Origin of the sequence: Paenibacillus sp. J31TS4, assembly GCF_018403265.1 — a bacterium.
Taxonomy (GTDB): Bacteria; Bacillota; Bacilli; order Paenibacillales; family NBRC-103111; genus J31TS4.
In genome coordinates this window covers 1,247,742-1,272,910 of record NZ_BOSI01000001.1, presented here as the reverse complement: position 1 = coordinate 1,272,910, position 25,169 = coordinate 1,247,742, and the positions used below count along the sequence as shown (strand labels likewise).

General features: G+C 49.1%; 23 protein-coding genes. 20 read left to right on the top strand and 3 right to left on the bottom strand.

The window, feature by feature from the left end; genetic code table 11:
• Nucleotides 1-38 precede the first annotated feature (38 nt).
• Genes KJS47_RS05820 through KJS47_RS05805 form a run of 4 tightly spaced genes read left to right on the top strand, consistent with a single transcriptional unit; the run spans nucleotide 39 to nucleotide 7,659 of the window.
• Complete coding sequence (locus KJS47_RS05820) at nucleotides 39-1,073, top strand: Wadjet anti-phage system protein JetD domain-containing protein (RefSeq protein ID WP_213523594.1); 1,035 nt, start codon at nucleotides 39-41, stop codon at nucleotides 1,071-1,073.
• Nucleotides 1,046-2,539, top strand: coding sequence for a replicative DNA helicase (locus KJS47_RS05815; RefSeq protein WP_213523592.1), 1,494 nt, complete (start codon nucleotides 1,046-1,048; stop codon nucleotides 2,537-2,539). The genes KJS47_RS05820 and KJS47_RS05815 overlap by 28 nt, the downstream gene beginning before the upstream one ends.
• Nucleotides 2,529-3,275, top strand: a complete 747-nt coding sequence (locus tag KJS47_RS05810) for a DUF6063 family protein (RefSeq protein ID WP_213523590.1) — start codon at nucleotides 2,529-2,531, stop codon at nucleotides 3,273-3,275. The genes KJS47_RS05815 and KJS47_RS05810 overlap by 11 nt, the downstream gene beginning before the upstream one ends.
• On the top strand, nucleotides 3,259-7,659 hold the full coding sequence (locus tag KJS47_RS05805) for a coiled-coil domain-containing protein (RefSeq protein ID WP_213523588.1): 4,401 nt from the start codon (nucleotides 3,259-3,261) through the stop codon (nucleotides 7,657-7,659). Before KJS47_RS05810 ends, KJS47_RS05805 begins: the two co-directional genes overlap by 17 nt.
• A gap of 487 nt (nucleotides 7,660-8,146) precedes the next feature.
• On the opposite strand, the gene KJS47_RS05800 is transcribed toward KJS47_RS05805, so the two are convergent.
• The gene (locus KJS47_RS05800; protein ID WP_213523586.1) at nucleotides 8,147-8,482 is read right to left on the bottom strand and encodes a YmaF family protein; all 336 of its coding nucleotides are present in this window, start codon (nucleotides 8,480-8,482) and stop codon (nucleotides 8,147-8,149) included.
• 179 nt (nucleotides 8,483-8,661) lie between these two features.
• Here KJS47_RS05800 and KJS47_RS05795 point away from each other — a divergent pair, with 179 nt between their 5' ends.
• The 8 genes from KJS47_RS05795 to KJS47_RS05760 all read left to right on the top strand — a co-directional run bounded on the left by KJS47_RS05795 (nucleotide 8,662) and on the right by KJS47_RS05760 (nucleotide 16,378).
• Nucleotides 8,662-9,510: a MurR/RpiR family transcriptional regulator gene (locus tag KJS47_RS05795; RefSeq protein WP_213523585.1), complete on the top strand. Its 849-nt coding sequence runs from the start codon at nucleotides 8,662-8,664 to the stop codon at nucleotides 9,508-9,510.
• A 251-nt stretch (nucleotides 9,511-9,761) separates the two neighbouring features.
• Nucleotides 9,762-10,424, top strand: coding sequence for an RraA family protein (locus KJS47_RS05790; protein WP_213523583.1), 663 nt, complete (start codon nucleotides 9,762-9,764; stop codon nucleotides 10,422-10,424).
• 47 nt (nucleotides 10,425-10,471) lie between these two features.
• Complete coding sequence (locus KJS47_RS05785) at nucleotides 10,472-11,347, top strand: prephenate dehydrogenase/arogenate dehydrogenase family protein (RefSeq protein WP_213523581.1); 876 nt, start codon at nucleotides 10,472-10,474, stop codon at nucleotides 11,345-11,347.
• Nucleotides 11,348-11,384: 37 nt separating this feature from the next.
• Nucleotides 11,385-12,407, top strand: coding sequence for a tripartite tricarboxylate transporter substrate binding protein (locus tag KJS47_RS05780; protein WP_213523579.1), 1,023 nt, complete (start codon nucleotides 11,385-11,387; stop codon nucleotides 12,405-12,407).
• Between the two features lie 39 nt (nucleotides 12,408-12,446).
• Entirely contained in the window at nucleotides 12,447-12,896 is a 450-nt protein-coding gene (locus tag KJS47_RS05775; RefSeq protein ID WP_213523577.1) for a tripartite tricarboxylate transporter TctB family protein, read from the top strand.
• A 15-nt stretch (nucleotides 12,897-12,911) separates the two neighbouring features.
• Nucleotides 12,912-14,420 (top strand): tripartite tricarboxylate transporter permease, encoded by a 1,509-nt coding sequence (locus KJS47_RS05770; protein WP_213523575.1) that lies wholly within the window; start codon nucleotides 12,912-12,914, stop codon nucleotides 14,418-14,420.
• 167 nt (nucleotides 14,421-14,587) lie between these two features.
• Complete coding sequence (locus KJS47_RS05765) at nucleotides 14,588-15,646, top strand: Ldh family oxidoreductase (RefSeq protein ID WP_213523573.1); 1,059 nt, start codon at nucleotides 14,588-14,590, stop codon at nucleotides 15,644-15,646.
• Nucleotides 15,647-15,685: 39 nt separating this feature from the next.
• The gene (locus KJS47_RS05760; protein WP_213523572.1) at nucleotides 15,686-16,378 is read left to right on the top strand and encodes a TerC family protein; all 693 of its coding nucleotides are present in this window, start codon (nucleotides 15,686-15,688) and stop codon (nucleotides 16,376-16,378) included.
• A gap of 147 nt (nucleotides 16,379-16,525) precedes the next feature.
• Here the strand turns inward: KJS47_RS05760 and KJS47_RS05755 are convergent, their stop codons facing one another.
• Together KJS47_RS05755 and KJS47_RS05750 are read right to left on the bottom strand one after the other, a co-directional pair.
• Nucleotides 16,526-17,158 carry a DUF2306 domain-containing protein gene (locus tag KJS47_RS05755; RefSeq protein ID WP_213523571.1) on the bottom strand — a complete coding sequence of 211 codons (633 nt, stop codon included), beginning with the start codon at nucleotides 17,156-17,158 and terminating at the stop codon, nucleotides 16,526-16,528.
• Nucleotides 17,159-17,170: 12 nt separating this feature from the next.
• Nucleotides 17,171-18,193 carry a DJ-1/PfpI family protein gene (locus KJS47_RS05750; RefSeq protein ID WP_213523570.1) on the bottom strand — a complete coding sequence of 341 codons (1,023 nt, stop codon included), beginning with the start codon at nucleotides 18,191-18,193 and terminating at the stop codon, nucleotides 17,171-17,173.
• A 185-nt stretch (nucleotides 18,194-18,378) separates the two neighbouring features.
• Between KJS47_RS05750 and KJS47_RS05745 the strand changes: the two genes are divergently transcribed.
• The 8 genes from KJS47_RS05745 (at nucleotide 18,379) to KJS47_RS05710 (ending at nucleotide 24,928) form a co-directional block, all read left to right on the top strand.
• Nucleotides 18,379-19,059: a response regulator transcription factor gene (locus KJS47_RS05745; protein ID WP_213523569.1), complete on the top strand. Its 681-nt coding sequence runs from the start codon at nucleotides 18,379-18,381 to the stop codon at nucleotides 19,057-19,059.
• Between the two features lies 1 nt (nucleotide 19,060).
• A complete protein-coding gene (locus KJS47_RS05740) occupies nucleotides 19,061-20,134 on the top strand; it encodes a sensor histidine kinase (RefSeq protein WP_213523568.1) in 1,074 nt (357 codons plus the stop codon).
• Nucleotides 20,135-20,385: 251 nt separating this feature from the next.
• Entirely contained in the window at nucleotides 20,386-20,874 is a 489-nt protein-coding gene (locus KJS47_RS05735; protein ID WP_213523567.1) for an RrF2 family transcriptional regulator, read from the top strand.
• A 54-nt stretch (nucleotides 20,875-20,928) separates the two neighbouring features.
• Entirely contained in the window at nucleotides 20,929-21,843 is a 915-nt protein-coding gene (locus KJS47_RS05730) for an NAD(P)/FAD-dependent oxidoreductase (protein ID WP_213523565.1), read from the top strand.
• Between the two features lie 322 nt (nucleotides 21,844-22,165).
• Nucleotides 22,166-22,495, top strand: a complete 330-nt coding sequence (locus tag KJS47_RS05725) for a PadR family transcriptional regulator (protein WP_213523563.1) — start codon at nucleotides 22,166-22,168, stop codon at nucleotides 22,493-22,495.
• A 12-nt stretch (nucleotides 22,496-22,507) separates the two neighbouring features.
• Nucleotides 22,508-23,374: a pentapeptide repeat-containing protein gene (locus tag KJS47_RS05720; RefSeq protein ID WP_213523561.1), complete on the top strand. Its 867-nt coding sequence runs from the start codon at nucleotides 22,508-22,510 to the stop codon at nucleotides 23,372-23,374.
• 13 nt (nucleotides 23,375-23,387) lie between these two features.
• The gene (locus KJS47_RS05715) at nucleotides 23,388-24,158 is read left to right on the top strand and encodes an ABC transporter ATP-binding protein (protein ID WP_213523559.1); all 771 of its coding nucleotides are present in this window, start codon (nucleotides 23,388-23,390) and stop codon (nucleotides 24,156-24,158) included.
• Between the two features lie 2 nt (nucleotides 24,159-24,160).
• A complete protein-coding gene (locus KJS47_RS05710) occupies nucleotides 24,161-24,928 on the top strand; it encodes an ABC transporter permease (protein WP_213523557.1) in 768 nt (255 codons plus the stop codon).
• Nucleotides 24,929-25,169 lie beyond the last annotated feature (241 nt).

Here is a 25,169-nt window from a genome sequence, read left to right as displayed (position 1 = left end):
ACAGCAGCACTTTGTAATGTAGGTTAGGTGGAGGGTGTATGGATAAAGAGAGTGAGTTAGTCGGCTCATTAAAAAAATACTTGTCTAAATATAAGAAAAAAACGGTGAAGCTGCGTGAGCTTGAAGCAATGGTAGATGGTTCTATGGGGGTTGATGAATTTCTAGAGGGTATTCATCGGCTCTTAGAAGAGGGGCTCCTCGAGCCGATTCTATCTCATGGTAAAAATCCCTTTGATTTGCCATATGCTTTTCGGGTGGTAAAGCATGGGTTAACGAAGGATTATTACGAACAGATTCGTCAGAAGCAGGTTCATGTTCATCCTATGATACAGCTGTCCGGCTACTTCGCGATGTCCGAGGAAGTGTGGAAGCAAGACCAGGAATACATTCATCGATTACACGAGTACTTGAAGCACAAGGGGATTCCAGAAAGTGAAGCATTTTCACCAGAAAGATCCTACGAATTGGTGCAAGATGAAAAATGGATTGATGAGGGTGGGGGACGGGCATTCCTGGAACGAATCCGAGTATATGAATTGCTGCAAGTTGTGCCAGCAGCGGAACCGTTGAAGCTTGCCGTGAATCCGGGACGAATAGCTGCTTCAAGCCATCATCTTCACCTGATCGTTGAGAATAAGTCTGCCTATGCAGCTCTGTCTGGTTGCCTTGCAGATTCCCCGTTTACTACATTAATCTATGGCTCGGGGAAGGGATTCCTGGCAAGCATTTTGCAGCTTGAGCAGCAACTGAACCTTCCGAATCATGACCATAAATTGTACTATTTCGGTGATCTGGATCGTGAAGGGTTATCCATCTGGTACACGCTGTATCAGAGACGACAAACAGTGCCAGCTGTCGCCTTTTACCAAGCTTTGCTCCATCAGGATTACACTTACGGCAAGCAGTATCAGAAGCAGAACAAGCTAGCAGAAGACGCATTTATGAATTACTTTTCTGAAAAAGAGCAGGTCAAGATCCGCTGTATGCTTGAGGAAGGTGGATATTATCCGCAGGAAGCGTTGCAAGGGGAGGAACTTCGTCACCTATGGAGGCAAACATGGGACGACTTGTAGAGGATGCGGTCAAAGGATATGGGGAGCGAATTAAGAGACTAGCGATCATGGATCCTCTGTTTCGATTAAAATATCGTAAGCGTAACGGAGAAGACGATGATGTTGATTGGTTTTCCATGGGCTTATTAACCCTTTTGTTCTTCTTCGAGTGCATGCTGCAGCGTCAGAAGAAGAAAGGCGTGCCCGAGCTTGCCGACTTCTTGTTTGAAGTCTGTGGCAACCAATTACAGCTGAGCCGGGATCGCTTTGTTGATATTGCAGAAACGATCATTCAAGCCTATCGTGATCCTACTGGTAAACGGCGTGAAGAGGTCTATCATGATTGGGAATCGAATGCAACGGAAGTGTATCATTATTCCATATTGAAGACGGCTGGATTTGACAAGACCGCAAAAAGGCAGTATTACACGCTAGATGAAGCAGGAATTGAACTAGTCTTCGCTACAAAAGAGTATTTCAGTGAGTTTCGTATTTCAATAAACCAACTGTTGATCCGCAAGCAACTGGAGAAGGGGGAATTTGCCAATGCGTTGACGGAAATTCACGAAATGCGCATCGCGGTGGAGACGATCCGAGAGCAGATGTGGCGTTTGGGTTTGGAGGTTGTTCGCAATATTATCTCAGATGAGACGTACCAGAAGTATTTGCAAGTAGTAAAGGCTACTCATGAACGCTTAGAACGTGAGGATGAAGAGTTTAGGGAGCTCTATAGTTTCGTTGTGGATACAACGAGGAAGCAAAGTGGAGACCTTCAAACACAGAAGGACTTGAGAGCATACGAACAGCTCCTTCAGATCTCTAAGGAACTTGGAGAGGCGCATCATATGCACCAACAGTTGTTGAACGAATCCATTATTCTAAAAAATAAAGCGATCGATGCTGCGAAACAGGCACTATATAGCGTTGGCTTGCAGACCTTCCATTTCGATCAGGAGATTGTCTCTCGGCTTGTATCGTCTCCCTTGCCACCCGTAGCTGCGCAGGGACTTGCGAGTGCCTTCACTTCATTGGCATGCCATCAAAGCTGGTCGCTGTTATCGTTGTTCGACAGACAGCGAAGTGTGAGTGTGAATCAGGAATCGACCAGTCATGCTTATCCTGAAGAGGACGATGAGCAAGAGGAGCAGAATCGATTGACACAACAGCGTAATTTCTCGCTGATTATGAGACATGTGCTTGAGGCGATGGGCAATGAACGCGAGATTCAATTGAAAGAGCTTCAGAAGAAGCTGCCCGCATTCATTGTAAATCACAGGTCGTATTACGATTTTTGGCTAGTGCTGCACCAACGTTCCCCGGCGGCTTGGGAAGCCGATCGTGAGGGAGATCTGTTGGACGGGGCATTGTCGCAGGTGCAAGGGGACTTGATGATCGTAACCGAATGTGAGGATACGATACAGGCTTCGGCGCGATTCACGATTCAGAATATGCTTATCATCCGAAGGGAGAAGGAGCATGAGTTATAGCGAACAGGCGGTCATGCAAGCATTTGAGCTTTTTGCAGGTTTGATGAGCGAAGGGAAGCAGGCGGGCAAAGATATTGAAGCTTATTTGATGAATGATGATGTACGTAGCTTAACGGAGAAGTTCGCGTGGAGGGTAGACTGTGTAATCGTACAGGCGGGTGAAGTGCTGTACCTGGTTCCTAAGACAGGATTTTCGCCTTTTCATATTCGCACAGAAGAAGTTAGACGTGAACTCGGTTCCCAGTTCAATAATGCTGATGTTTACATGATGTACTTATGCATATTGGTGTTTATTGGTGAGTTCTATTGCAGCTTTCAGTCTTCTCAGATTCAACGGGATTTCCTGACAATCAGTGAATGGATGGTGAAGGTAGGTGAACGGGTTGAAACGCTCAGCGAACACGGGGAAGAGGCACTTCAACGATATGGGAGAGACTTCGATGTAAATTGGACTGTTATCATAGATAAGTGGGATGCGATGAACGATGTTAGGGAAGCAGCTGTCAGGCAATCGGGCCGTACCATTAGCCGCTTCAACTTTTTGTATAAAACTTGCGATTTCATGAAGAAACAGGGGATTATCCATGAGATCGGAGAAGATGAATACGAATTAACGGAGAAGACACAGATGATCGTCCAACGTTATTTCATGGAATCCGAGTATAACCGCGGCATACTGCAATTCATGTATCAGTATGAACGACGGGAGGAGGAGCAGAATGCCAGCCATATCTAAAATCAGATTTGCCAATGTGGTCTATGAGAATGGCGCAAAGCGATATAATGATGAGGTGTTCTACTTCGACGGTCACAACGCAGCAATCCTGTTAGAAAACGGCGGGGGCAAAACCGTGTTTATCCAAACTGCGCTTCAAGCCGTCATTCCGCATACGAACCTGGCAGATCGGAAATTACTGCAAACACTATCCTTGGGAAGTGCGCATGCCCATATCGCGATTGAGTGGATTATCCAAGATAAACCTAGACAATATGCTGTGACCGCAGTTACCTTGTTCCTTCGAAACGATAAGCTGGATTCCCATAAATATGTATATATGTATCCTCCCAACGATGCGGGTTCCCTCGAGAAGATTCCATTTTCCGTATTAGACGCGAACCAGAAAGCGCGTCCAGCATCAGCTTCAGAAATGAACGATTATTATGTAGCAATGAGCCGCAAGAATTTGATGGCTCGTACGTTCCCAACAATTACAGATTATCGTGATTTCCTTGAGCAGAGGCTGAAGATTGTGGCCGATGAATGGGATTCTTTGGCTGTAATTAACAGCGGAGAGGGAGATGTAGAGTCATTCTTCGAGCATTGTAAAACTACGTCCGATCTTGTAAATCGCTTGCTTATTCCAACAGTTCAAAAGGCCATTGGCGGCGAGGCGGGAGGATTCGCCGAATCCTTCGAGAAAAATCGAGATCAATTTCGCAAAAACAAACAGCTGAAGGTGCAAATCGAGGAAAACAAAGCCATTGAGTCTGAGCTTGCAGGTATGATGTCACAAATGGAACGGATGGATCAAGTCGAGCGAGAACTGGCATTGCATAAGCAAACGGTTAAAGCTCATTACCAAGCATTATCCACACAAAGATCAGAGGTTGAACAAGCTTGGAATGATGCGCAATTGAGACTCAATCAAATTGCGGATTCTGAGTTGGTGCTAAAGCAGGAGAAGGACTCACTCAACATTGCTGAATACACGGAGCAAAATAAGCTTCGAACTCTCCAGCTTCGGAACGCGAGGACAGCATATGATACAGTTCATAGTGAGAGGGTTGAGCAGGAGCAGACTCTGTTGGAACTAAGATACATGAGGGACAGGCAGGATTACGACCGCAAGACTGCGCAACTACAAGCCGAACAAGATAAGCTTCAAAGCATGGATGAAGAGGATGACGCGGAAGGCTGGAAAGAGAAGCTCCAACAAGTCATGGGGCAGCTTAAGCATCTATATGAGGGAAAGGAGCGTTACCTTACTCGGGAGTACGAAGCAGTCAAACGGCAAATCGATAACACAAACGATCAAAACTGTAAGCTGCAGACAGCATTGGATAATAAACGTGCTGAGCTAGCCAGTATAGATAAGCAGATAGTTAGACTGACGACCCTCTCTCAATCCCTGACCAAGCAGAAGGAACGCATCGCTCTAGACATACTGGACTTACCCAGTGAACAGCAGGTTGATAGTGAAGTTGTAAAATGGAAACAACGGCTGCTTGGGACAGAGCAGTGTATAGCAGAGCAAGAAGCACTGGAGCAGCAAAAAACGAAGGAAAAAGACGAGATCCTCCAGCTCTTGGAGGTGCTGCGGGAAGACATCCGAACAACGGAGCTCTCACAGCAACGATCTGCAGATTTTGTGAAACTTGCGATGGAAGAGCAGCAAAGGTTGCTTGATGAGCTGCGAAGCTTGTATGCGTTAAGGAATTGCTCCAATGTATACTTGGAGCAGGGCAAGATCGAATCCGTTCTCGAATTAGAGGATGATAAAAAGATAAAAACCTTGGAAGCAGCGAAGCTGAAGGAACGAATTTCCAGTCGGTTGCAGGACACCTATGGGGGATTAGAAACATTCGTGGCTGACCCGTGGATTTGCCAGTGGATTCAAGCGAGTGACCGGCCAGTGGAAAGCGGAAGCGATTTCGCTAGAAGGTTAGTCGAAGAAGGGATTATTGCTAAGGATGAGCTCTTTGCGCGCTTCCCATTCTGGCCCATGACCCTTGTGGTGCAACCCGAGGATAAAATTTGGGTCGAACAAAAAATACAAGAATCTTCAAGTGACAGTACCTTCCCATTGATCGTTCTTTCGACACATGAAGCGAGGATGTTCGTCGAAGAACCTTATGTACTCAGCACAGTGATCCCCAGTTATTGGTCAGAAGTGCTAGAAGTTGAAGGATTCGCAAAATGGAAGCACCAAATTGGACTGGAGGCGCAAAGCGCGGTAGAAGCAGTTCGGCAGCGCGAAAGTGAGCGTAATCGTGTAGTCCAGCTGATAAACCATCTGGCTCAATATCTTGAACGTTATCCATCTGAGGAATTTACCCGCAATGTAAATGAACACAAGAAAAGTGAAGAAGCGCTTCTTCGTTATAGAGATGATCATGAAAGCTTATCTGGTAGCTTAAAAGAGACTGAGAAGCGCATCCAAACCTTAGCGGATACGAAGAACACCTTGCGAGCAGAGACACAAAAGTTGAAAGATAAAATCAATCGAGCTGCTGAGTGGGAAGTCTGTGATGTGGAATGGAAGACAATTGTTCCCCAACTGGATGGATGCCGGAAAGAACTGCATGCTCTGCAGCGGGATGAAGATCGGCTGAAGAATGAAAAACAATCCTTAGCTCGAATACTGGAGGAATTAGAGGGAGAACGAGTAGCAATGTCCGAGCTGCTCAGTGAGCTGAGGGGGGAGGAACTTTATCGAGAACTGAAAGCCTTCAATGGATATATCCAAGCTGTAGATTCAGAAGAAACACTTATTCAACAAAGAATGTTCATCAAAGATCAATTGTTGAAGGTGGAGAAGGATAGACAGGCAGTCGAACGGCTGATCCGACAGTATCAAGGGGAAGCTGATCAGCTACAAATAAAGCTGAGGGAATATCCATTGCCGCACCCGGAGGGTAAGTTCCCACCAGATGGTCCTGTGCGAATCCAGCAAGCTATGGCCAAGTTGAACGAATTACAGGGAATCGAGAATGTTAAGCAGATTTCACTAAATGAAGCCCAATTACACCAAAATACGGCGGAGACGAAGTTAAGCACAGCTATCGATGCTTACACAGCATATGGGGTTCCGATTCACCCTTTCGAAATGCCGCTGGATCTTGTTCGTCAGCATCTGCAAGATAAGGAAGAGCGTCTTGGATTAGAACGGGAAGCTTTCCAGCAGCAGGAGCAGCGACTCAGCACTGAGTTGTCGATGCTGGGGAAGTGGCTGAATACTTTAGATAAACATAATATAAAATATGACTTCCTGTCTGATCGTATTGCGCAACGAGATCTAAGTGGTCAAGAGATATTAGAAATGATCGATAAAGACCGACTTCTCACCCAGTCTCTTCAAACGTTGGAGCGTGTTCATAAGAGAGCCGAGATAGAGTTGAACAGCGTTCAGCACGCGAGACGCAACTTCGAAAGGTTCGTAGAAGCGAAGGTTAAGAATGAGAAGCTGAGGCAAGCAGCATTAAATGGAATCCATCAGCGTAAAACCTACCCAGAGATGAGAGAGTGGGAACACGCGTTGAAGGAGGGCATCTCTCGAGCTACCATGATTGCTGAACAAGGTATGCAGGAATTCAGCAAGGACTTGAAGCATTTCATACGGCAATTAACCGTCTATATGAAGACCCTGTGTGATGAACTTAGCAATATAGAGAAGATGACCCGAGTTCGTGTTGATGATACGTATAAGTCTATCATCGTTATCTCTGCGCCTGTCTGGGAAGAAGAGCAGGCGAAGGAGAGATTATTTAGGCATGTAGAGTGGATGAGTGAGAGGTTGGCCGGGAATGAATATACGACGGATGATGGTACAGAAGACACGGCAAAGGTGAGACGGGATATCGAGCGATGGCTGCACCCTAAGCAATTGCTCATGAAAATCAGCGATCTTCCCATTAAGGTCCAGGTTCGAAAGGTCTCTAATGATAATAGGGTCAGTCATGCCTTAGAAGATTGGTCTTCTTCCAACCTATGGTCAGGGGGAGAGAAATGGAGCAAGAATATGGCGTTGTTCCTGGGCATTCAAAGTTATCTTTCGGAGAAACGTCAGCATGTTGCCAAGTCCAAAGCGAACAATCGATCAGCCATTCTTGATAATCCATTCGGGAAAGCCTCAAGTGACCATGTGTTAGAGCCAGTCTTTTTTATCGCAAATCAGCTTGGTTACCAGATTATTGCCTTGACAGCCCATACAGAGGGCAAGTTCCTGAGAGACTACTTCCCTATCATATACAGTTGTCGTTTGCGAAATGCGAAGAGCGGAGGGACGGCGATACTTAAGCATGATCAAGAAATTAGACATGCCTACTTCGAAGACAAAGAACCAATGGTGCTGGATCGATTGGGTATGGTAGAGAAGATCGAGCAGATGGATTTGTTTTAGTGGTAACTGAACTAATCGACTCAGATTACTGAGAGATCACCTACGTTTGTAGGTGGTCTTTTTACGCGTACATCAAACGGTAATTTAAGCTTTTACCGGCTTATGATTTAAATAATTTCTAGAACAATAAAAACGGAGCGCCCCAGCTTTGTGGGATTCGTTTTCTTATATCTGAAATCTCACACTTATTCTTAATTTGGCATTTCAACAAGCGGATTTTAAGCTTTTTTAAGGACAGGAGAGCGATCCGAACCTGCTTAAAGGCACAAAGTTCCCTAAACGCTGTATTAACTTGTCGCTTCCCGTATGGCTCTACAGGGAATCTGAAACCCAAGTGCTTAGTGCTTATAAATTTAATACAAACGGAACAATGCGGCTTTTCAACCTCATTATCCCAATAATTATGGAATATCACAAAATACATTGGGGTAGGCAATGATAACCATTGCCTACCCATTTTTTGCTCGGCCATTATTATTTGGAAACTCTACTTGGTTCCCGGCGCTGGCATATCCACTCCTTGAACATGATGATTATGCCCGTCATCCGTTGACGTATAAAAATCATAGTAATGGACATGCATACCATTTCCTACTGGAATGGCAGGTCCGGAGTATGCTTTGTAATAATGCTTGTGTCCATTTTCAAACAGGACATAACCCTCGGTGTAATGAATATGTCCGCCGTCCGCCGTCCGAATGGGCGGGGAGGTCACATCCAAACATTGATGAACGTGACCTTGGACGACGGAAGTGTAATCAACAGACCCATGGTTATGTTCCGGAACAAAACCAGGCACAAAAGTATCCTTGGAGATTGTCATTTGTAAGCACCTGCCTAATCACGTTTGTGCCTAGTATATTTCGATGCTACATGTCCTCATCACCGGTTTTTCCATAATAGGCATGAGCAGGTGGGGGAGCCCCTTTTATTGGGAAAATAAAAATGTTACAATGCATTCATTGGAAAGTAATAAAAATTACAACAAAATGGAGCAAATCTATGGACAATCCTATCCTTCAGTTAAAAAATAAAATTTCCGAGCTGACGACAACGCAGCGCAAAGTGGCCGACTACATTATTAAAAATCCGGTGGACGTCGCTTTCCTGACGGTCGATCAGCTTGCCGGTATCGTTGGAACGAGCACGACGACCATTATGAGATTAACGTTCAGTCTCGGTTATTCGGGTTATACCGAATTTCAAAAAGGGCTTCAGGAAATTTTGCGGAATCGGGCGGATCCGAATACCCGGCTGGCGGCTAATCTAAAAGACGTAAATAGAAGCGATCTATGGATCCGCTGCGCCGAAAACCATATTAACAACATTCAATCGACCGTGGAAATGGTTTCCGGGGAAACGTTAAGCAAAGCGTTAAGCATGATCGTTTCGGCAGGCCACATCCATTGCACCGGCGTTAGAAGTGGTCTTCCGGTCGCGCAATGCTTAACCTACGGGCTGAACCGGCTGCTTGGCAACTGCGATCTGGTTCATGCGGATCATTTTGAATGGACGGAAAGAGTCCACAATTACACCTCTTCGGATCTGGTGATCGCCACATCATTTCCCAGATACGCCAGAAAAGTGTTCGAATATGTAAAAAATGCCAGAGAAAACAACGCGCAGGTGATAACGATTACCGACAGCTACTCATCCCCCTTAGCCGAATATTCGGATATTATCCTGCCCTGCAATGTGGGCAGCGTCGCATTTCATAATTCAGTGATCGCCCCGATGTTTGTCGCCGATTACATCATAAGCGCAGTCGCCATTAACGTCCCGGAGAAAACAAAACAGCGTCTGGATAAGCTGGATTCGATTCTTAAGGAAACGAATTATCATTTAACTTGAATGGATTTGTCCGGCGTTCATTCCTCCCTTATATACTATCGCGCGTCAGCGAATTAAGGCCGTTCCTTCCTAGCGGACCTGTTTCCTGACGTTTTTTTCGTTTCGTTCGGCACATCTAAATAAAAGGGTTTACATGAAAAAAAATCGATGTTACTATAACGAAGTAAAGAGTAATAAATATTACATAACGATATCGATGTCGTTATATTTACTACTCACGAAACTTATGACAGGAAGATGGGGATTCATAAATGACTAGTTTGTACTCCGGGACTAAGCCACCTTTATTGTCTGATGACATCATCAAGCGGGCCAAGCTGCTAAATACGACCCTGCTCAGTGATGTAATGGGCTGCGCCGGCGCCATGGATTATGCGATCAAACCCGCCGCTTCCGGAATGAAAGTGTTCGGCACCGCGATGACCGTCAGCTTAAGACCCGGCGACAACCTTTTTCTACATAAGGCGATTAGCATCGGGGGAAAAGGATTCGTATTGGTTGCTGACGGCAAGGGACATGTTGCAAACGCTTACCTTGGGGAGCTAATGGCTGAAGCAGCGAAGACGTTAGGGCTGGAAGGTATTGTTATAGACGGGGCGGCGCGCGATCGTGAGGCGCTTTGCGAATTGAATCTCCCGATTTTTTGCAAAGGTTTTGTTCCTAACGGGCCGCATAAGGACGGTCCGGGCACGCTGAATACACCGGTCTCGTGCGGGGGAGTTGCCGTACAGCCGGGCGATTTAATCGTCGGCGATGACGATGGCGTTGTTGTCGTACCGAGAGACATGATTAAAAACGTGCTGGGCTTGGCCGAGAAAAAAGCGGACTATGAGGAGAAACGCAAGCAAGCGATACGAAGCGGGAATGTCGAGCCCGCGTGGCTCAAAGACAAGATGGAGCCTTTCGGCTTGTAGTCCATGTGCAGCAGCCTAGAAGAGAGCGATAGAAAGGATAAGTGAACATGCAACTGGGATTTATCGGCTTTGGAGAAGCTGCTTTTGAGATGTCGTCAGGCCTAAAAGAGCAAGGTTTTGGAACCATTCTTGCCTATGACTCCATGTGGAATCATCCTGTATTCGGCTCGCTCGTAAAAGAGAGAGCGTCTAAGGCTAAAGTGGAACTGAAAACCGAATCGGAGGGGGTCCTGGACCAGGCGGACATTCTCATCGTCGCCGTACCCGCAGACAAAGCATATGAAGTGAGCGGTACATTAACACCTCATTTAAAAAAGGGCTGCATTTATGTTGATGTATCCGCTTCCAACCCTGAAATAAAACGCAAAATAAGCGGCAATGTCAAAAAGAAGGAAGTTTCCTTTGTCGATGCGGCCATGATGGGGCCTTTGCCGGTCTACAGGCATAAAGTTCCCATCCTTGCAAGCGGTGACGGAACAGACGCCCTGATCCGGCACATGTCGTCTTACGGAATGGAAATCAGCAAAGTGAGTGAAAATCCGGGGGACGCCTCCGCGGTAAAGTTAATCCGCAGCATTTACATGAAAGGCACCGCGGCTCTTCTGATCGAAATGCTGGAGGCAGCCCACCGTTTCCAGGTCGAGGACTTGGTAGTTGGCTCGATCAGCGAAACGATGGACGGCAAAAGCTTCGAGCAAAGCATGAACCGTCTGGTGACGGGAACCTCGGTCCACGCCGTAAGAAGAGCGACCGAGCTCGAAGGCTCTATCCAAATGCTGGAGGCAGCCGGTTTGGATTCGTTAATGTCGCAAGCGGCAAGGGATAAGCTGCGTTTGCTCTCCGACTTCAACCTGAAGGAAAAATTCGAGGGCAAAACGCCGGCGAAATGGCTGGATGTCATTACGGCTATGCAGGGGCAATGAGACAAAACGTATTTTATAGATGAGAGGAGTATTTTTTATGAAAAAAATGGTTGCGCTTACAGCGGTTTGCGTTTTGGCACTAGGAACTTTGATTGGCTGTACGGCGAAATCGCCGGTCGCCTCCAAAAAAGGCGGCGAGCAGACGGGTACGCAAGCCAGTGCCACGCAGTTGGATTATCCGAAAAAGCCCATCACGCTGATCGTTTCGTTTGCGGCCGGCGGCGGAACCGATCTCGGTGCGCGTTTGTTGACTCCTATATTGGAAAAGGAGCTGGGGGTTCCCGTCGTTGTAGAAAATAAGCCGGGCGGGGGCGGATGGATCGGGTATTCCGAGCTGCTCGGGGCGAAGCCCGACGGCTACACGCTTGCGTACGTAAATACGCCGGGACTCATTACCGGTTATGTTAATCCGACGGCGAAGCGCAAAGAGAACTTGGACAGCTTCGATTTTATTATTAACCATGTTCTCGATGCCGGCGTTATCGCCGTCCGCGCGGACGACAAACGGTTTTCCAACATCAAGGATCTGGTCGAATACGCCAAGAAAAACGAGCTTTCCGCAAGCAGCAACGGCGTCGCCTCGGGCAACCATTTTGCTTCCCTGCAAATGAACAAGCAGCTCGGCACCAAATTGAGAGCGGTTCAATTCGGCGGTACGGCAGAGGCATTGACGAGCGTGCTTGGCAGCCACGTCGACGTGCTTATAGCGAAAGTCGGGGAAGTGGTTGAGCCGATGAAAGAAGGACAATTAAAGGTGCTTGCGGTCATGATGCCGGATCGCGTACCGCAGCTGCCGGATGTGCCGACGTTAAAAGAAGCGGTTGGCGTAAGTATCGAAAATTACTCCATTCGCGGCATCGCCGGACCGAAAGGCATGGATCCGCAAATCGTCGCCAAGCTCCAAGATGCGTTTGAGAAAGCGATGAAAAATCCGGAGCACGTCAAGAAGATGAGCGACATGGGATTAAACATCAACACGACCAAGGGCGCAGACTTCAAGCAAATGCTGAAAAAAGAAGAAGCGAGCGTTAACGAGTTAAAAAGCTTGATGGGCTGGTAAGGCGATGGATGCCATTTCTATTAAAGGACGTGCTCTCCGTTGAAAAATATAAGCGTTTATATGGCTGTTTTCTTTCTTCTTTTTAGCGGCGTTATGTTCTGGGAATCGCTATCGATGAGCTACTACAGCGAGTACGGCCCGGGTCCCGGGCTGCTGCCGCTGTGGGTCAGCGGGATTATTTTCGTGTTATCGGCGGTCTATCTTGTGACAGCGTTTAAGAAGGACATCATTTCTTTTGCCCGTGTATTGCCGAAAGGCGAAGGGCTTGTCAACGTGCTCGTCTGCATGGGATCGCTCGTGCTTTTTATGGTTCTGGTACCGTTTACGGGTTTTTTGATCGGCAGCACCATCACGTTGTTCATCCTTTTCTCGCGCGGCTACAAGTGGTATTGGAGCCTCGGATTTTCCGCCTCGGTCGCCTTTATCATATTTTGGGTTTTTGGCGTCCTGCTTCAAGTACCGCTGCCGGTAAACGATCTTGGTTGGTAGGAGGATGAATGCATCATGGAATCACTTGGGTACTTGCTGAACGGATTCGAAACGGCGTTAACCTGGACCAATCTGCTTTATTGCCTGATCGGCGTCACGTTCGGGATGTTTATCGGGGTACTGCCCGGGCTTGGTCCGACGGCCGGAACGGCGCTGCTGCTGCCGCTGACGTTTGCCTTGGAGCCGGTTTCCGCCATCATTATGCTCGCGGGCATTTATTACGGCTCCATGTACGGCGGGACGATCACCTCGGTGCTGATTAATACGCCGGGCGAAGCCGCTTCCTTAATTACCTGTCTGGACGGGTATCCGCTGGCCAAGCAGGGACGGGCGGGCGCGGCGCTTGGCATCGCGGGCATCGGGTCGTTTATCGGAGGCATTATTTCCATTATCGGTCTGGTGTTAATCGGTCCGTTTCTCGCCAAACAGGCGCTAAAGTTTGGACCTCCTGAATTTTTTGCGCTAGTCATTTTGGGACTATCCCTGCTGCTCGGTCTCATGGGAAAATCGCTGCTGAAAGGGATGATCGGGGCGCTTTTCGGTCTTTCGCTGGCGTTTGTCGGCCTGGACCAAAGCTCGGGCATCGTCCGGTTCGGCTTCGGGCAAATAGAGCTGATGAAAGGCATCGACTTTATTTCCATCGCGATGGGGATGTTCGGATTGTCCGAGCTGTTCCTCAGTGCGGAAGCCAGCTTGCGCGGCAAAGCGCCCGAGCCTCCCAAGGTAACGGGGCTGCTTCCTAAAAAGGAAGAATGGGGACCGTCCATGAAGGCGATTGGCAGAGGAAGCGTTCTCGGCTTCATTATCGGGTTAATTCCGGGGACCAACTCGGTTATCCCGACGATTTTAAGCTATTCGATGGAAAAAAAGCTATCGAAAAATCCTTCCCGCTTCGGGAAAGGTGCTTTGGAAGGGGTCGCAGGTCCGGAGACGGCGAACAATTCGTATTGCGGTGGCGCGCTGATTCCGCTGTTCACATTAGGCATCCCAAGCTCCCCGACGGTTGCTGTATTACTGGGCGCGTTTATTATGCACGGTCTGACGCCGGGGCCAACGTTGTTCCAGAAAAACCCGGATCTTGTTTGGGGCATTATCGCCAGCATGTTTATCGGCAACGCAATCCTGCTCATTATGAACCTGCCGATGGCCAACCTGTGGGCGCGTATTACGATGGTTCCGTTCAAGCTGCTGTTCCCGATCATTATCATGGTTACGATCGTAGGCACTTACAGCTTGAACAACAGCATGTTTGACGTAGGAGCCATGCTGGTGTTCGGCATTTTAGGCTACTTGTTCAAAAAAGCGGAAATTCCGCTTGCGCCAATTATTTTGACCTTCGTGCTCGGAAGCCTGCTGGAGAAAACGTTATTACAGTCGCTTACCATTTTCCAGGGCAGCTTCTTGGGCTTCTTTACTCGCCCGATCTCCGGAACGATTTTGGTAATAGCTATCCTTTCGCTAGTATTCAGCATTGTTTCTTCGGTAAGAAACAAGCGCATCATTACAGAAGATGTGGAGATGTAGCTATTCAGCAAAATAAAGCCGTTATGTACCGCGTTCTTTGAACGGCGCCGGGTTCTCGCGACAGAACTTGGCCGCCGCCTTCGAAGAACGCGCTTCATTTATCAAGCAGTTAAAGGAAGCCAACAAAGGAATAGAGCGGCGATCTAAATCGGGAGGAGAACAATCGCATGACGGAATCTACCGGCTTAAAAGTGAACCATGAGAAGCTTGAACAATACGTGCGTGCTCTTTTTCAAGGGGCGGGAGTGGAGGAAGAACAGGCCGCGGTCATCGCTAGGCACCTCGTGTTAGCCAATTTAAGAGGCATCGACTCCCACGGAGTCAGCCGGGTTGATATTTATACGAAAAGGCTGGACTACGGCCTGGAACGAAAGAAGACGGCGGTGCGTGCGGTAAAAGAAACCGCGTCCAGCATACTGATCGAGGGCGACAACGGAATGGGCATCGTTTTGGCCTCAAAAGGCATCGAGATTGCGGTCGAGAAGGCAAAGGAAACGGGACTTGCGGTCGTCGGGATCAAAAACTCGGGCCATTGCGGAATGCTGGCGGATTACACGCAATATGCGGCGCGGCATCAATGTCTGGCTCTTGCTACGACCAATGCGCCCTCTAATATGGCGCCTTGGGGCGGGAAACAGGGCTTTTTCGGCACAAACCCGTTCTCTTACGGTGTGCCGGCGGGAGAAGAGCGGGACATTATTTTCGATATGGCGACAAGCGTTGTCGCACGCGGAAAAATAACGCTAGCCCGGAAAAACAACGAGCAAATTCCGATAGGCTGGGCGATCACGAAAGAAGGAAAACCGACAACCGATCCGGACGAAGCTTTGGACGGTCTGGTCCTTCCCGTTGGGGGCCCGAAAGGGTACGGCTTGGCGTTTTTAGTGGACGTTTTGTCGGGACTGTTCACCGGCGCGGCATTCGGACCCTATATAGGCAGCTTGTACAAAGATTTGGACCGGAATCAACGAATCGGCCAATTCTTTTTTGTCATGAGGGCAGACTTATTTGAACCGTGGGAGGAGTTCAAACGGCGGATCGATCAAATGATTCGCGAAATCAGGCAAATCCCGTTGGCGGAAGGGTTCGAGAGAATTTACATGCCGGGGGAGCTTGAGCATGAGAAAGCGGAGGAAAGAAGGATGAGCGGCATCCCGCTAAGCGGTTCCGTCCTGCAGGAACTTGAAGCGGTCGGCAAGCGGTACGGCATCGATTGGCCGTTTTAATAAGTTGAATATATTGCTTACTAAAAAGGAGGACTTACATTGGAAGGCGAACTGCTGCTTATCGGACTCATCAAAATCATCCTCATTAACATCGTTCTAAGCGGCGATAACGCGGTTGTTATTGCTTTGGCCTGCCGGAATTTAGCCAAAGAGCAGCAAAAAAAGGCGATCTTCTATGGGAGTTTCGGTGCAATCGGATTAAGGGTAGCGTTAACCTTCATCGCCGTATGGATGCTGCGTATTCCTCTCGTCCAAGCGGTTGGGGGGCTGCTTCTCGTTTACATTGCGGTCAAGCTGTTAAAAAACGAAGGAGACGACGGGAAAATCAATTCCAGTCCGCGAGTAGGGGAGGCTATCCGAACGATTATGATCGCCGATCTAGTGATGAGCCTCGATAACGTGCTTGCCGTAGCCGGTGCGGCCGGAGGAAATTATGTATTAATCGGGCTCGGCTTGTTGATCAGCATACCGTTAATTATATGGGGAAGCCAGTTGTTGATGGGATGGATGAACCGGTTCCCGATTATCGTTCTGCTCGGCGCGGGGCTGCTCGGTTATACAGCGGGCGAGATGATCACGAGTGACCGTTTGGTCAACCGGTTGGCGGAAGCTATGTTTCCGCAAATTCATTACATTTTACCGGCCGGCATGGCCCTGCTTATTGTCGCGCTCGGTATCATGAGCAAAAGAGCCGAACACCGGACGGGGGAAGTGGAAGGCACTTTGGAATAATTTGAGTCGTCTGCTATACAACCGGGACAACTGCACGATTAGTTGTCCCGTTTTCCATTAAAGTATAACGTGACGAAGATCGTCGCGAGGTGGCGGTAGCATTTATCGATTGAGCTAAGCGAAAGACGATAGCTGAGTCAAGCTAGATCAAAGAAAAGGCCTCTTCTCAACACGAACGATTACTTCTGAAGCTGCTATGAGCAGTACGATCGCTCCGTATAGTCCGATCGTGTAGCTGGTTACATAGGCAATTCCGATTACTTGATGTAACACAAAGGTGAATAGATGGATCAGCGCATTGGTAAAGCAGAATGCATAGCTCCGGATCATCCAATGGCGATGCTGGATCATTCGTTTTTTCCAGATGTGGACAAGCGCTGTCGCCGTTACGACCAGCCAGAGAATATTAAGCAGGTTGAAACCCATGCTGCTTATTTTTCCTCCTGTGGCGTAGGGGGCCATGTATCCGGAAGTCAACACAACTAGGAATACGGATGATACGTATACATATCCGTTCATGCGATGGAACCGACGGCGCCGTTCATACCAGCGAGTTGACATATTGATGAGACCGGAAGCCATCGCGACACAGGCAAATGCCGAATGCATGTACATGACCGTTAACCAGATTTGAGGCTTAAGTTCACGCGTCAGATCTGTTTTATGACTTAGAAATGCCTCCGCACCAGGATCTACAATAACAATGTTACTCAAAGCGTAGAGGATGGAAATGATGCAAATGAACGTAATCAGCATGTAGAAGGGTGGATGCTTTTTCATTAGTTGTCCCCTTTAGATTCGTTTCCCTGATAATTTGGAGGCTGGCAATAGACCGGCTTTGGCAAAGCCGGTCATAAGGTCGCCATCCACGGTCACCTCAAAATTCAAATTCAGACGCATCGGCTTCGTAATTCGTTGCGACCAGCAAAGCGTATTGCCTCTAAGAGCGGGATCGATAAAGGGACTCAGCTCATCACCTTGCGACGCCTTACCTTGGATAACTCCATTCACGGTTGCGATGTGGAGCTTGACTGCCAGCTTGCCAACCGGGGTCGCGATCATCGTATCCCATTCACCTTCAAAGATCGAAGACCGTGCAGCTTTATTTTCTGTCGTACCTTGTGGGTCCGCGGGATTCAACGTGTCGGTTGCATCACGGACTGCAGATTCATTAAGCGGGGGGATCCCGCAATTGCGCCATACCGTTCCTCTGCGTTCATATTCGAACAACTGCTCTACCGCGTGAGCGATACGAGGTCCTAGCTCCCGTTCTACCAGATAGAGCGCGACATCCAGTCCCGAGGTGACACCTCCTCCGGTAATGAGGTTGCCATCATCGACCACGCGAGCACGTACGGGTAAGGCACCGGTTGCTCCAAGGAATTCCATTCCTAGATGATTCGTGACGGCCGGTCTTCCTTCCAATAGACCTCCCATCGCCAATACCAGAGAACCACCGCATACGGTAGCCACTACGATACCCGGAAACCCGAGTGCCTCCTTAAGCTTTGCAGTCAGTTCTGTATTCATAGCTCGAGCCAGAACGGTTGGAATGGAAGCTGGGCCGTCCCCTTCTATCTCACCAGACGCGCCAGGTACGAGAATGATGCCTTTCCGGGTGGGGTCCAGTCTACCGTTGGCTTCGATTTTTAAACCGTTTCCCCCACTCGGAACGAGTCTGGGCCCTTCCGCAGTGACGAGTTCCACATGCAGCTCGCGACCAGCTAACATTTCGGCTGCGCAGAAAACCTCATACGGTGCAATGGCATCCAACAGATCGAAGCCATCGAACAGCACGATTTGTACATCCAACATCCCTATAACCTCCCTTGGTTAATTCCTCTGATTGGAAGGATACCAAGAGAGTCTCTCGAAAGAAGCACCTAAATCATCACAAAACAATCACGAACCATCACAATATGCAAGAGCGTGGTTTTTTTGAAGTGGGAAAATGGTACACTTTGGTCAAGGATGTATCATGTAAGGGAAGTGGGAACTACATGAATGAAAGAGCTATGATCTTAGTTGTGGACGACGATCAGAGCATTGCCGATTTGCTTAGGGATTTTTTGGAAAATGACTGCTTTCAGGTCCTAACGGCTAACGATGCGCAGCAAGCATGGGCAGTCTTTCAACAGAATACCGTTCATTGCGTTATCCTGGACATCATGATGCCAGGAGAAAATGGCTTTGATTTTTGTAGGCGCGTTCGGGCAGAGAGCCATGTTCCCATTCTGTTCTTGAGTGCTCGCAGTGATGATAGCGACAAGATTCGCGGGCTCACCCTCGGAGGCGATGACTATATCGTGAAAACCGCTTCGCCCGGCGAGATTGTTGCTCGGGTAAAGGCGGTTCTGCGACGCGTGGGAACGCCACAATCCAGCAAGGTGTTGAATTATGGTCGAATCACGCTTAATAAGACGACAAGAGAAGTATACGTAGAGAATGCGTACGTCTCGCTTACACCGAAGGAATATGAGCTGCTGGTATTGTTTATGGAGCATCCCAAACAAGTGTTTACCTATGATCAGCTGCTGGCGAAGTTCTGGGATGGCATTGGCGATAAGCATACGATTCGCGTCCATTTGAGTCGTCTTCGCGAGAAGATCGAGCACGATTCGGACCAGCCGAAGTATCTTACCAACGTATGGGGCATCGGGTATCGTTTCGAGGGAGGGTAAAATGAGAAAACTCCGGCTTCGCACGCATGCCCTGCTCAGCTTGGGGCTTCTACTACTGATGCCATGGATTTTCTTTGTAGTTGTATACTTTGCATCTACCGGATCCTTACATATTGGAACAGATCGGCCGAATACCAATATGATTCCGCTGGTAGCTGCCTTGGCAGGGCTATTGGTCGCTTTCGTAATCATAGGCGTCCGCATGCGGAGGCTCCTTCTCAAGCCCATTGAGGGCCTGGGTATGGCAGCTCGTAAAATTGCTGTAGGCGAATGGGATGTTAGAATCCCTCAGTCGACTATTAGAGAGATCAATGAGGTTCGAGATGGATTTGAACGAATGAGGAATGGACTTCAACAATCCCAGTTGAAACAAGCAGAGCTTGAGGAGGAACGAAGATTCATCATCGCTGCCGTTGCGCATGACTTGCGGACCCCATTATTTGCCTTGCGAGGGTATTTGGACGGATTAGAGCAAGGAATAGCACGAACACCGGATCAAATCTCGAAATATGTGGCCGTTTGCAAAGAAAAATCAGTGCAATTAGACAGGTTGGTCGAGGATCTTTTCACCTTTACGAAGATCGAGTATCAAGAAACAGAGCTAAACAAGCATTCAACTGACTTTGCCTATCTCATACAACAATCGATTGACAGCTTAAAGCTGCAAGCGCAAGACAAGCATATCTCGGTCCTTGTCCATTCCGTGCCGGATGACTATGTGATTCAAGCCGATTCCCACTTGTTGGAACGCGCGATGAGTAATTTGCTGGATAATGCTGTAAGGCACACGCCTGATGATGGTCGAATTCACGTTCAATACCGCCGGGAAAAAGACCGAGTGTCCTTCACCATGCACGATTCCGGACAAGGCTTTGCGGCGGAAGAGCTGGAACAAGTCTTTGAACCTCTCTATCGAGGGGAGAAATCGAGAAATCGCGCGACCGGAGGCGCCGGATTGGGTCTAACCATAGCTCGGCGAATCCTTCAACAGCACGGAGGCGGGCTAATGGCAGACAATCATCCAAGTGGAGGCGCGGTTCTCACAGGGTGGATTCCTGTTGAACGAAATGACTGAACAACGTTTATTAACGAAATGGCAATCCTCAAAGCATTGCCTCAAACTTGCCGTTACAGACAGTGCGGGGAACCGTATCATCGGTAGCGGTAAAGCGGAGGAATGAGTGGATCCACTATGAGATCTCCAGATTTGCTCGCCACTGGAATCGAAGTTCGGATCAACAATGTCATTGCAAATTGGAGCCAAATCGTATATTGTGGACATTGAAGATCCATAATGATGATATCCATAGGAGGGAGGAGGAAAGCATGCAGTTCTCCAAAAGTACAGATTACGCCCTGCACGCCTTGCTTCATCTGGGTCACTCGGAGCGTCGCAGTAACATCGGAATCAAGGAATTATCCACGACACTTGGCGTTTCGGAAAGCTATTTATCCAAAATCATGTCCAAGCTGAGACAGGATGGTATCGTACGCGCGGTGCCGGGGGTGAACGGTGGTTACGAGCTTTCACGGCCGGCCGACCAGATTACGTTTCTGGATGTGATTCAAGTGATTGAAGGCAGACAGCAGTTGTTCGAATGCTCGAATACCAATTCGCAGCAGCATCGGTCGTTAGCGGAAGAGGGTGTTGTACAGCAGGATCACGAATGTTCAGGAAAGAGCGAATGTTTGGTTGAACAGGTGATGAACGGCGCGGAACAGCAGCTGCACCAATATTTACAGGAACACACGATCCAATCGGTACTGGATATGGCTTTCAAGTGTAGCAATCATGAGGCAAACAAGAAGGAATAGACTTCTTGTGCTTTAATTATGGATATTATAGATCTATGGAGGTATGTAATGGCGATGGAAAAACAACTTTTGGATGTGGCTATTATTGGCGGCGGACCGGCAGGGTTGAACGCCGCCCTGGTACTTGCGCGGGCGAGGAAACAAGTAGCGGTGGTCGATGAAGGCCGTCCCCGCAACGCCGTAACCCGCGAGACCCACGGGTTTCTTACCCGCGACGGGATCAGTCCCGGCGAGTTTCGGCGCCTTGCAATGGAAGAGATTAGTGCCTATCCCTCCGTATCTTTCCTGGAGGATACGGCAGTGTCGATTACGGGCATGGACGGGCGGTTTCAAATCGAGACAGCGCAAGGGCAAACGTTTGCAAGCAAAAAGGTCCTGTTTGCCATCGGCATGAAGGATCGGCCGCTGGGCATTCCGGGACTGGCGGAGGTATACGGGAAAAGCGCCTTCGTGTGCCCATATTGCGACGGCTGGGAGTTAAGGGATCAGCCGCTTGTCATCATTACGAAGGGGGCAGAGCTCATGCATTTCGCCCCAATCATAGCCGGATGGACGAACCGTTTCACCGTCTGCACGAATGGCCCGGATGAACTGACGGATACCGAGCGCGAGGAGTTCCGGCGGAAACGAATCCCTCTATTCGACTCGCCGATCCGGTACATTGACTCTAGCGACGGCATCGTGCGGCAGGTCGTTCTTGAAAGCGGGACGACCGTGGCATGCAGAGGGATCTTCTTCAAACCGGAGCTGGTTACGGGATCGGACTTGCCGCGAACGATCGGATGTCAGATCACGGAGACGGGGACGATTGTGGTCGATGAATTCGGAAGATCGAACGTACCGGGCGTTTTTAGCGCCGGGGATGCAGCCTCTCGACTGCATCAGGCTATAGCTGCGGCTTCGATGGGCGCATTTGTCGCTGCAGCCATCAATAATGAGCTAAATACAGAGGCTTGGGGGAGGGTGTAAGTCCGCTGGGTAATTAGTAGACTCTTTACCAAAGGTATTCAAGAGTATGATGGAACGGTTGGTGGCAGCTGCTCTTTTGCATACCGCTGTGTTGCACCCGCGATAAACAAGCAACGGCATCGCCCGAGCCTTGACGGTTCGGGCTTTTTTCTGCTTTTCAACCGGTAAACATCCAACTTGTCTGTAAACCGCAACTCACGCACGTACCTGTACCTGATTGGCCGGAATACAGTGAGTATTTTCTGGGCACAGTATTTTGGTGAAAACACTACCTTGACAGTCACAGTAGTATGCCTTATTATCCAGATATGGAGATGATCAAATGAGTGAGAACAAACTTACCTCCGACTTGCTGCGAGGACATTCGGACACGATGATTTTACGTCTCTTGACCGAAGCGGACCGCTATGGCTACGAGATCGTGAAGCTGATCGCCGAGCGCTCAGGTCAGGAGTACGAACTTAAGGAAGCGACCATGTACTCCAGCGTCCGCCGGCTAGAGGCAGACGGGGACATCGAGTGGTATTGGGGGGACGAATCTCAGGGAGGACGGCGCAAGTATTTTCGCATTACCGAGAAGGGGAAGGAAACGTACGCCCGCAACAAAAGCAATTGGGAGTACGCCAAGCGTGTGTTAGATAACTTGTTATGAGGGGGATTCCATATGAATCAGAAACTGACCAATTATTTGAACGGCGTGTTTGCGCCGTACGATGGAATTAGAAGCGCCGCTGAATTAAAGGCCGACCTTCTCTCCGATTTGGAGGAGCGCTACCGTGAACTGAGAGCAGAGGGCAAGGATGAGGAAACCGCCTTTAAGCTGACGATTGAGGGGATCGGCGACATTGAGCAAACGATTCTGGAGGTCACCAACCTCTCCCGCTCGCTGGAACGGCAAGTCCTGACGAACTTTAGCGCAAGCAACCTGGCGAAGAGTGACTTTGCAGGTGTGACGGCCCATAAAGGACAGTTTAAAGGCAGTGCCTTGCACGGTTCCGACTTTTCGGGCGCCGATTTGACCGGCAGTACGTTTAAGAGCAGCGACATCCGCGAAGCCAATTTTGACGGTGCTAATCTGACGGACTGCACCCTGTCCGCGCTTGACCTGGGCAATGCAAGCTTCCGTAAGACGATCCTTGTCCGAACAAACTTCAGCAAATCGGGCCTTGATGGAGCCAAATTCATAGGAGTAAGACTGACTGACGTCACGCTAACGATGACCGATCTTAGAAAGACGATTTTTGAAAGTTGTTTATTTGATGGGGTTGATTTCAGGTACTCGGATCTTCGCGGGCAGAGTTTTGACGGACAGACGTTTGTCGGCGTTAAGTTTGACAAAACGGCCTTGAGCGAAGCTTCGTTCAGAGGAGCTACATTGAAAAATGTTTCGTTCCAGTCCGGGTTTACTTTCTCAAAGAAGTACTATCGTGCGATCAAAACCATTTGCTTTGACGGCGCCACGATGGATAAACTGACCTTCGCTGCGCTCAAAGGGATGGAAGCCGATTTGTCAAAGGTGACTGTCATTTAAGGGAGGGAATCGAATGCCAACCGAGCAAACCAAGTCCATTCAAGTAAGAGGACTGCAAAAATGCTACAAGCAGCTTCAAGTGCTGAAGGGCGTCGATTTCGAGGTGGAGAAGGGGAGTATCTTCGCGCTGCTTGGCTCCAACGGAGCGGGCAAGACGACGATTGTCAAAATCCTCACCACGCTGCTGAAGCAAGACAGCGGAACCGCCATCGTAAACGGATTTGATGTTGCAACCAAGCCGGGTCATGTGCGGCAGTCGATCAGCTTGACCGGGCAATTTGCCGCCGTTGACGAGACATTGACGGGACGGGAAAACCTCATCATGATCGCAAAGCTGCGGCACCTAGAGACTCCGCGTCAGATTGCGAGCGATATGCTGAAACGGTTCGGGTTGACCGATGCCGCGGACCGAAGGGCATCTTCTTATTCGGGCGGGATGCGCCGCAGGCTCGACCTCGCCATGAGCCTTGTGGGGAAACCGCAGCTCATTTTTCTCGACGAGCCGACGACCGGCCTTGACCCCGAGGCGCGTATCGAGGTTTGGAACATCGTCAAGGAGCTTGCCGACAGCGGCACGACGGTTTTCTTGACCACTCAGTATTTGGAGGAAGCGGAGCAGCTGGCCCGTCGCATTGCGATCCTGCACGAGGGAAGGATTCTTGCTAACGGCACGCTAGCGGAGCTGAAAAGGTTGTTCCCGCCCGCAAAGGTGGAGTATGTGGAAAAACAACCGACGTTAGAAGAGATCTTCCTCTCCATCGTCGGCAAGCAGGAGGCGATGTAACAATGGAAGCAATAAAAAAGCACTACTTCAGTGATTTGGCTGTCATGCTCGGACGCTCCTTGCGCCATATATTCCGCAGTATGGACACGGTCATCACGGTAACCATTATGCCCATCGCCTTTATGCTGCTTTTCGTCTACGTGTTCGGAGGCGCCATTCAAACCGGCACGGATAATTATGTGAATTACCTGTTGCCCGGCATCCTGCTGATTGCTATTGCAAGCGGGACTGCCTATACGGCTTACAGGCTGTTTCTCGATGTACAGAGGGGAATATTCGAGCGGTTCCACTCCATGCCGATTGCTCGTTCCACTATGCTGTGGGGACATGTGCTTAGTTCCGTCGTGTCCAACGCTATCTCGGTTGTCGTCATTCTCCTTGTTGCGTTGTTGATGGGCTTTCGTTCGTCGGCGGGAATCCTGTCATGGCTTGCTGTAGCCGGCCTGCTTGTGGTGTTCACGCTCGCCTTAACTTGGATCGCAGCGATTGCGGGATTGACTGCAAAATCGGTGGATGGCGCCAGTGCATTCTCCTATCCGATTATCTTCCTGCCGTTTATCAGCTCGGCGTTTGTTCCAACCGATTCGATGCCGCGGGTTGTTCGTGCCTTTGCCGAGAACCAGCCGGTGACGTCGATTGTGGAAGCCATCCGTGCCCTGCTGGCCCAGCAGCCGGTCGGTAGTGAGATAGGGGTCGCGCTTTTGTGGTGCTTCTGTATTATGCTTGTGGCTTACCTTTTTGCGATGAGAGCGTACAGAAAGCGGGTGTGAGGAGTCTTTAAACAGTCTCATATGAGACGTCACACACTTTAAAATGCAGCAAGGCCAGGCAATATGCATTGCCTGGCCTTGCTGCTTAGTCGGAGTTTCGCTTAACCAGCAAACCTGCTCTAACAGTGGAAGTTTAGTTTAATGATCTTTTCCATAAAAACTCCCTCACGGAACGGTTAAACTGGTACCAGACAACGCTGTTCTAAGAGCTGGACACATGCCCGATAATTGCCTAAGTGGA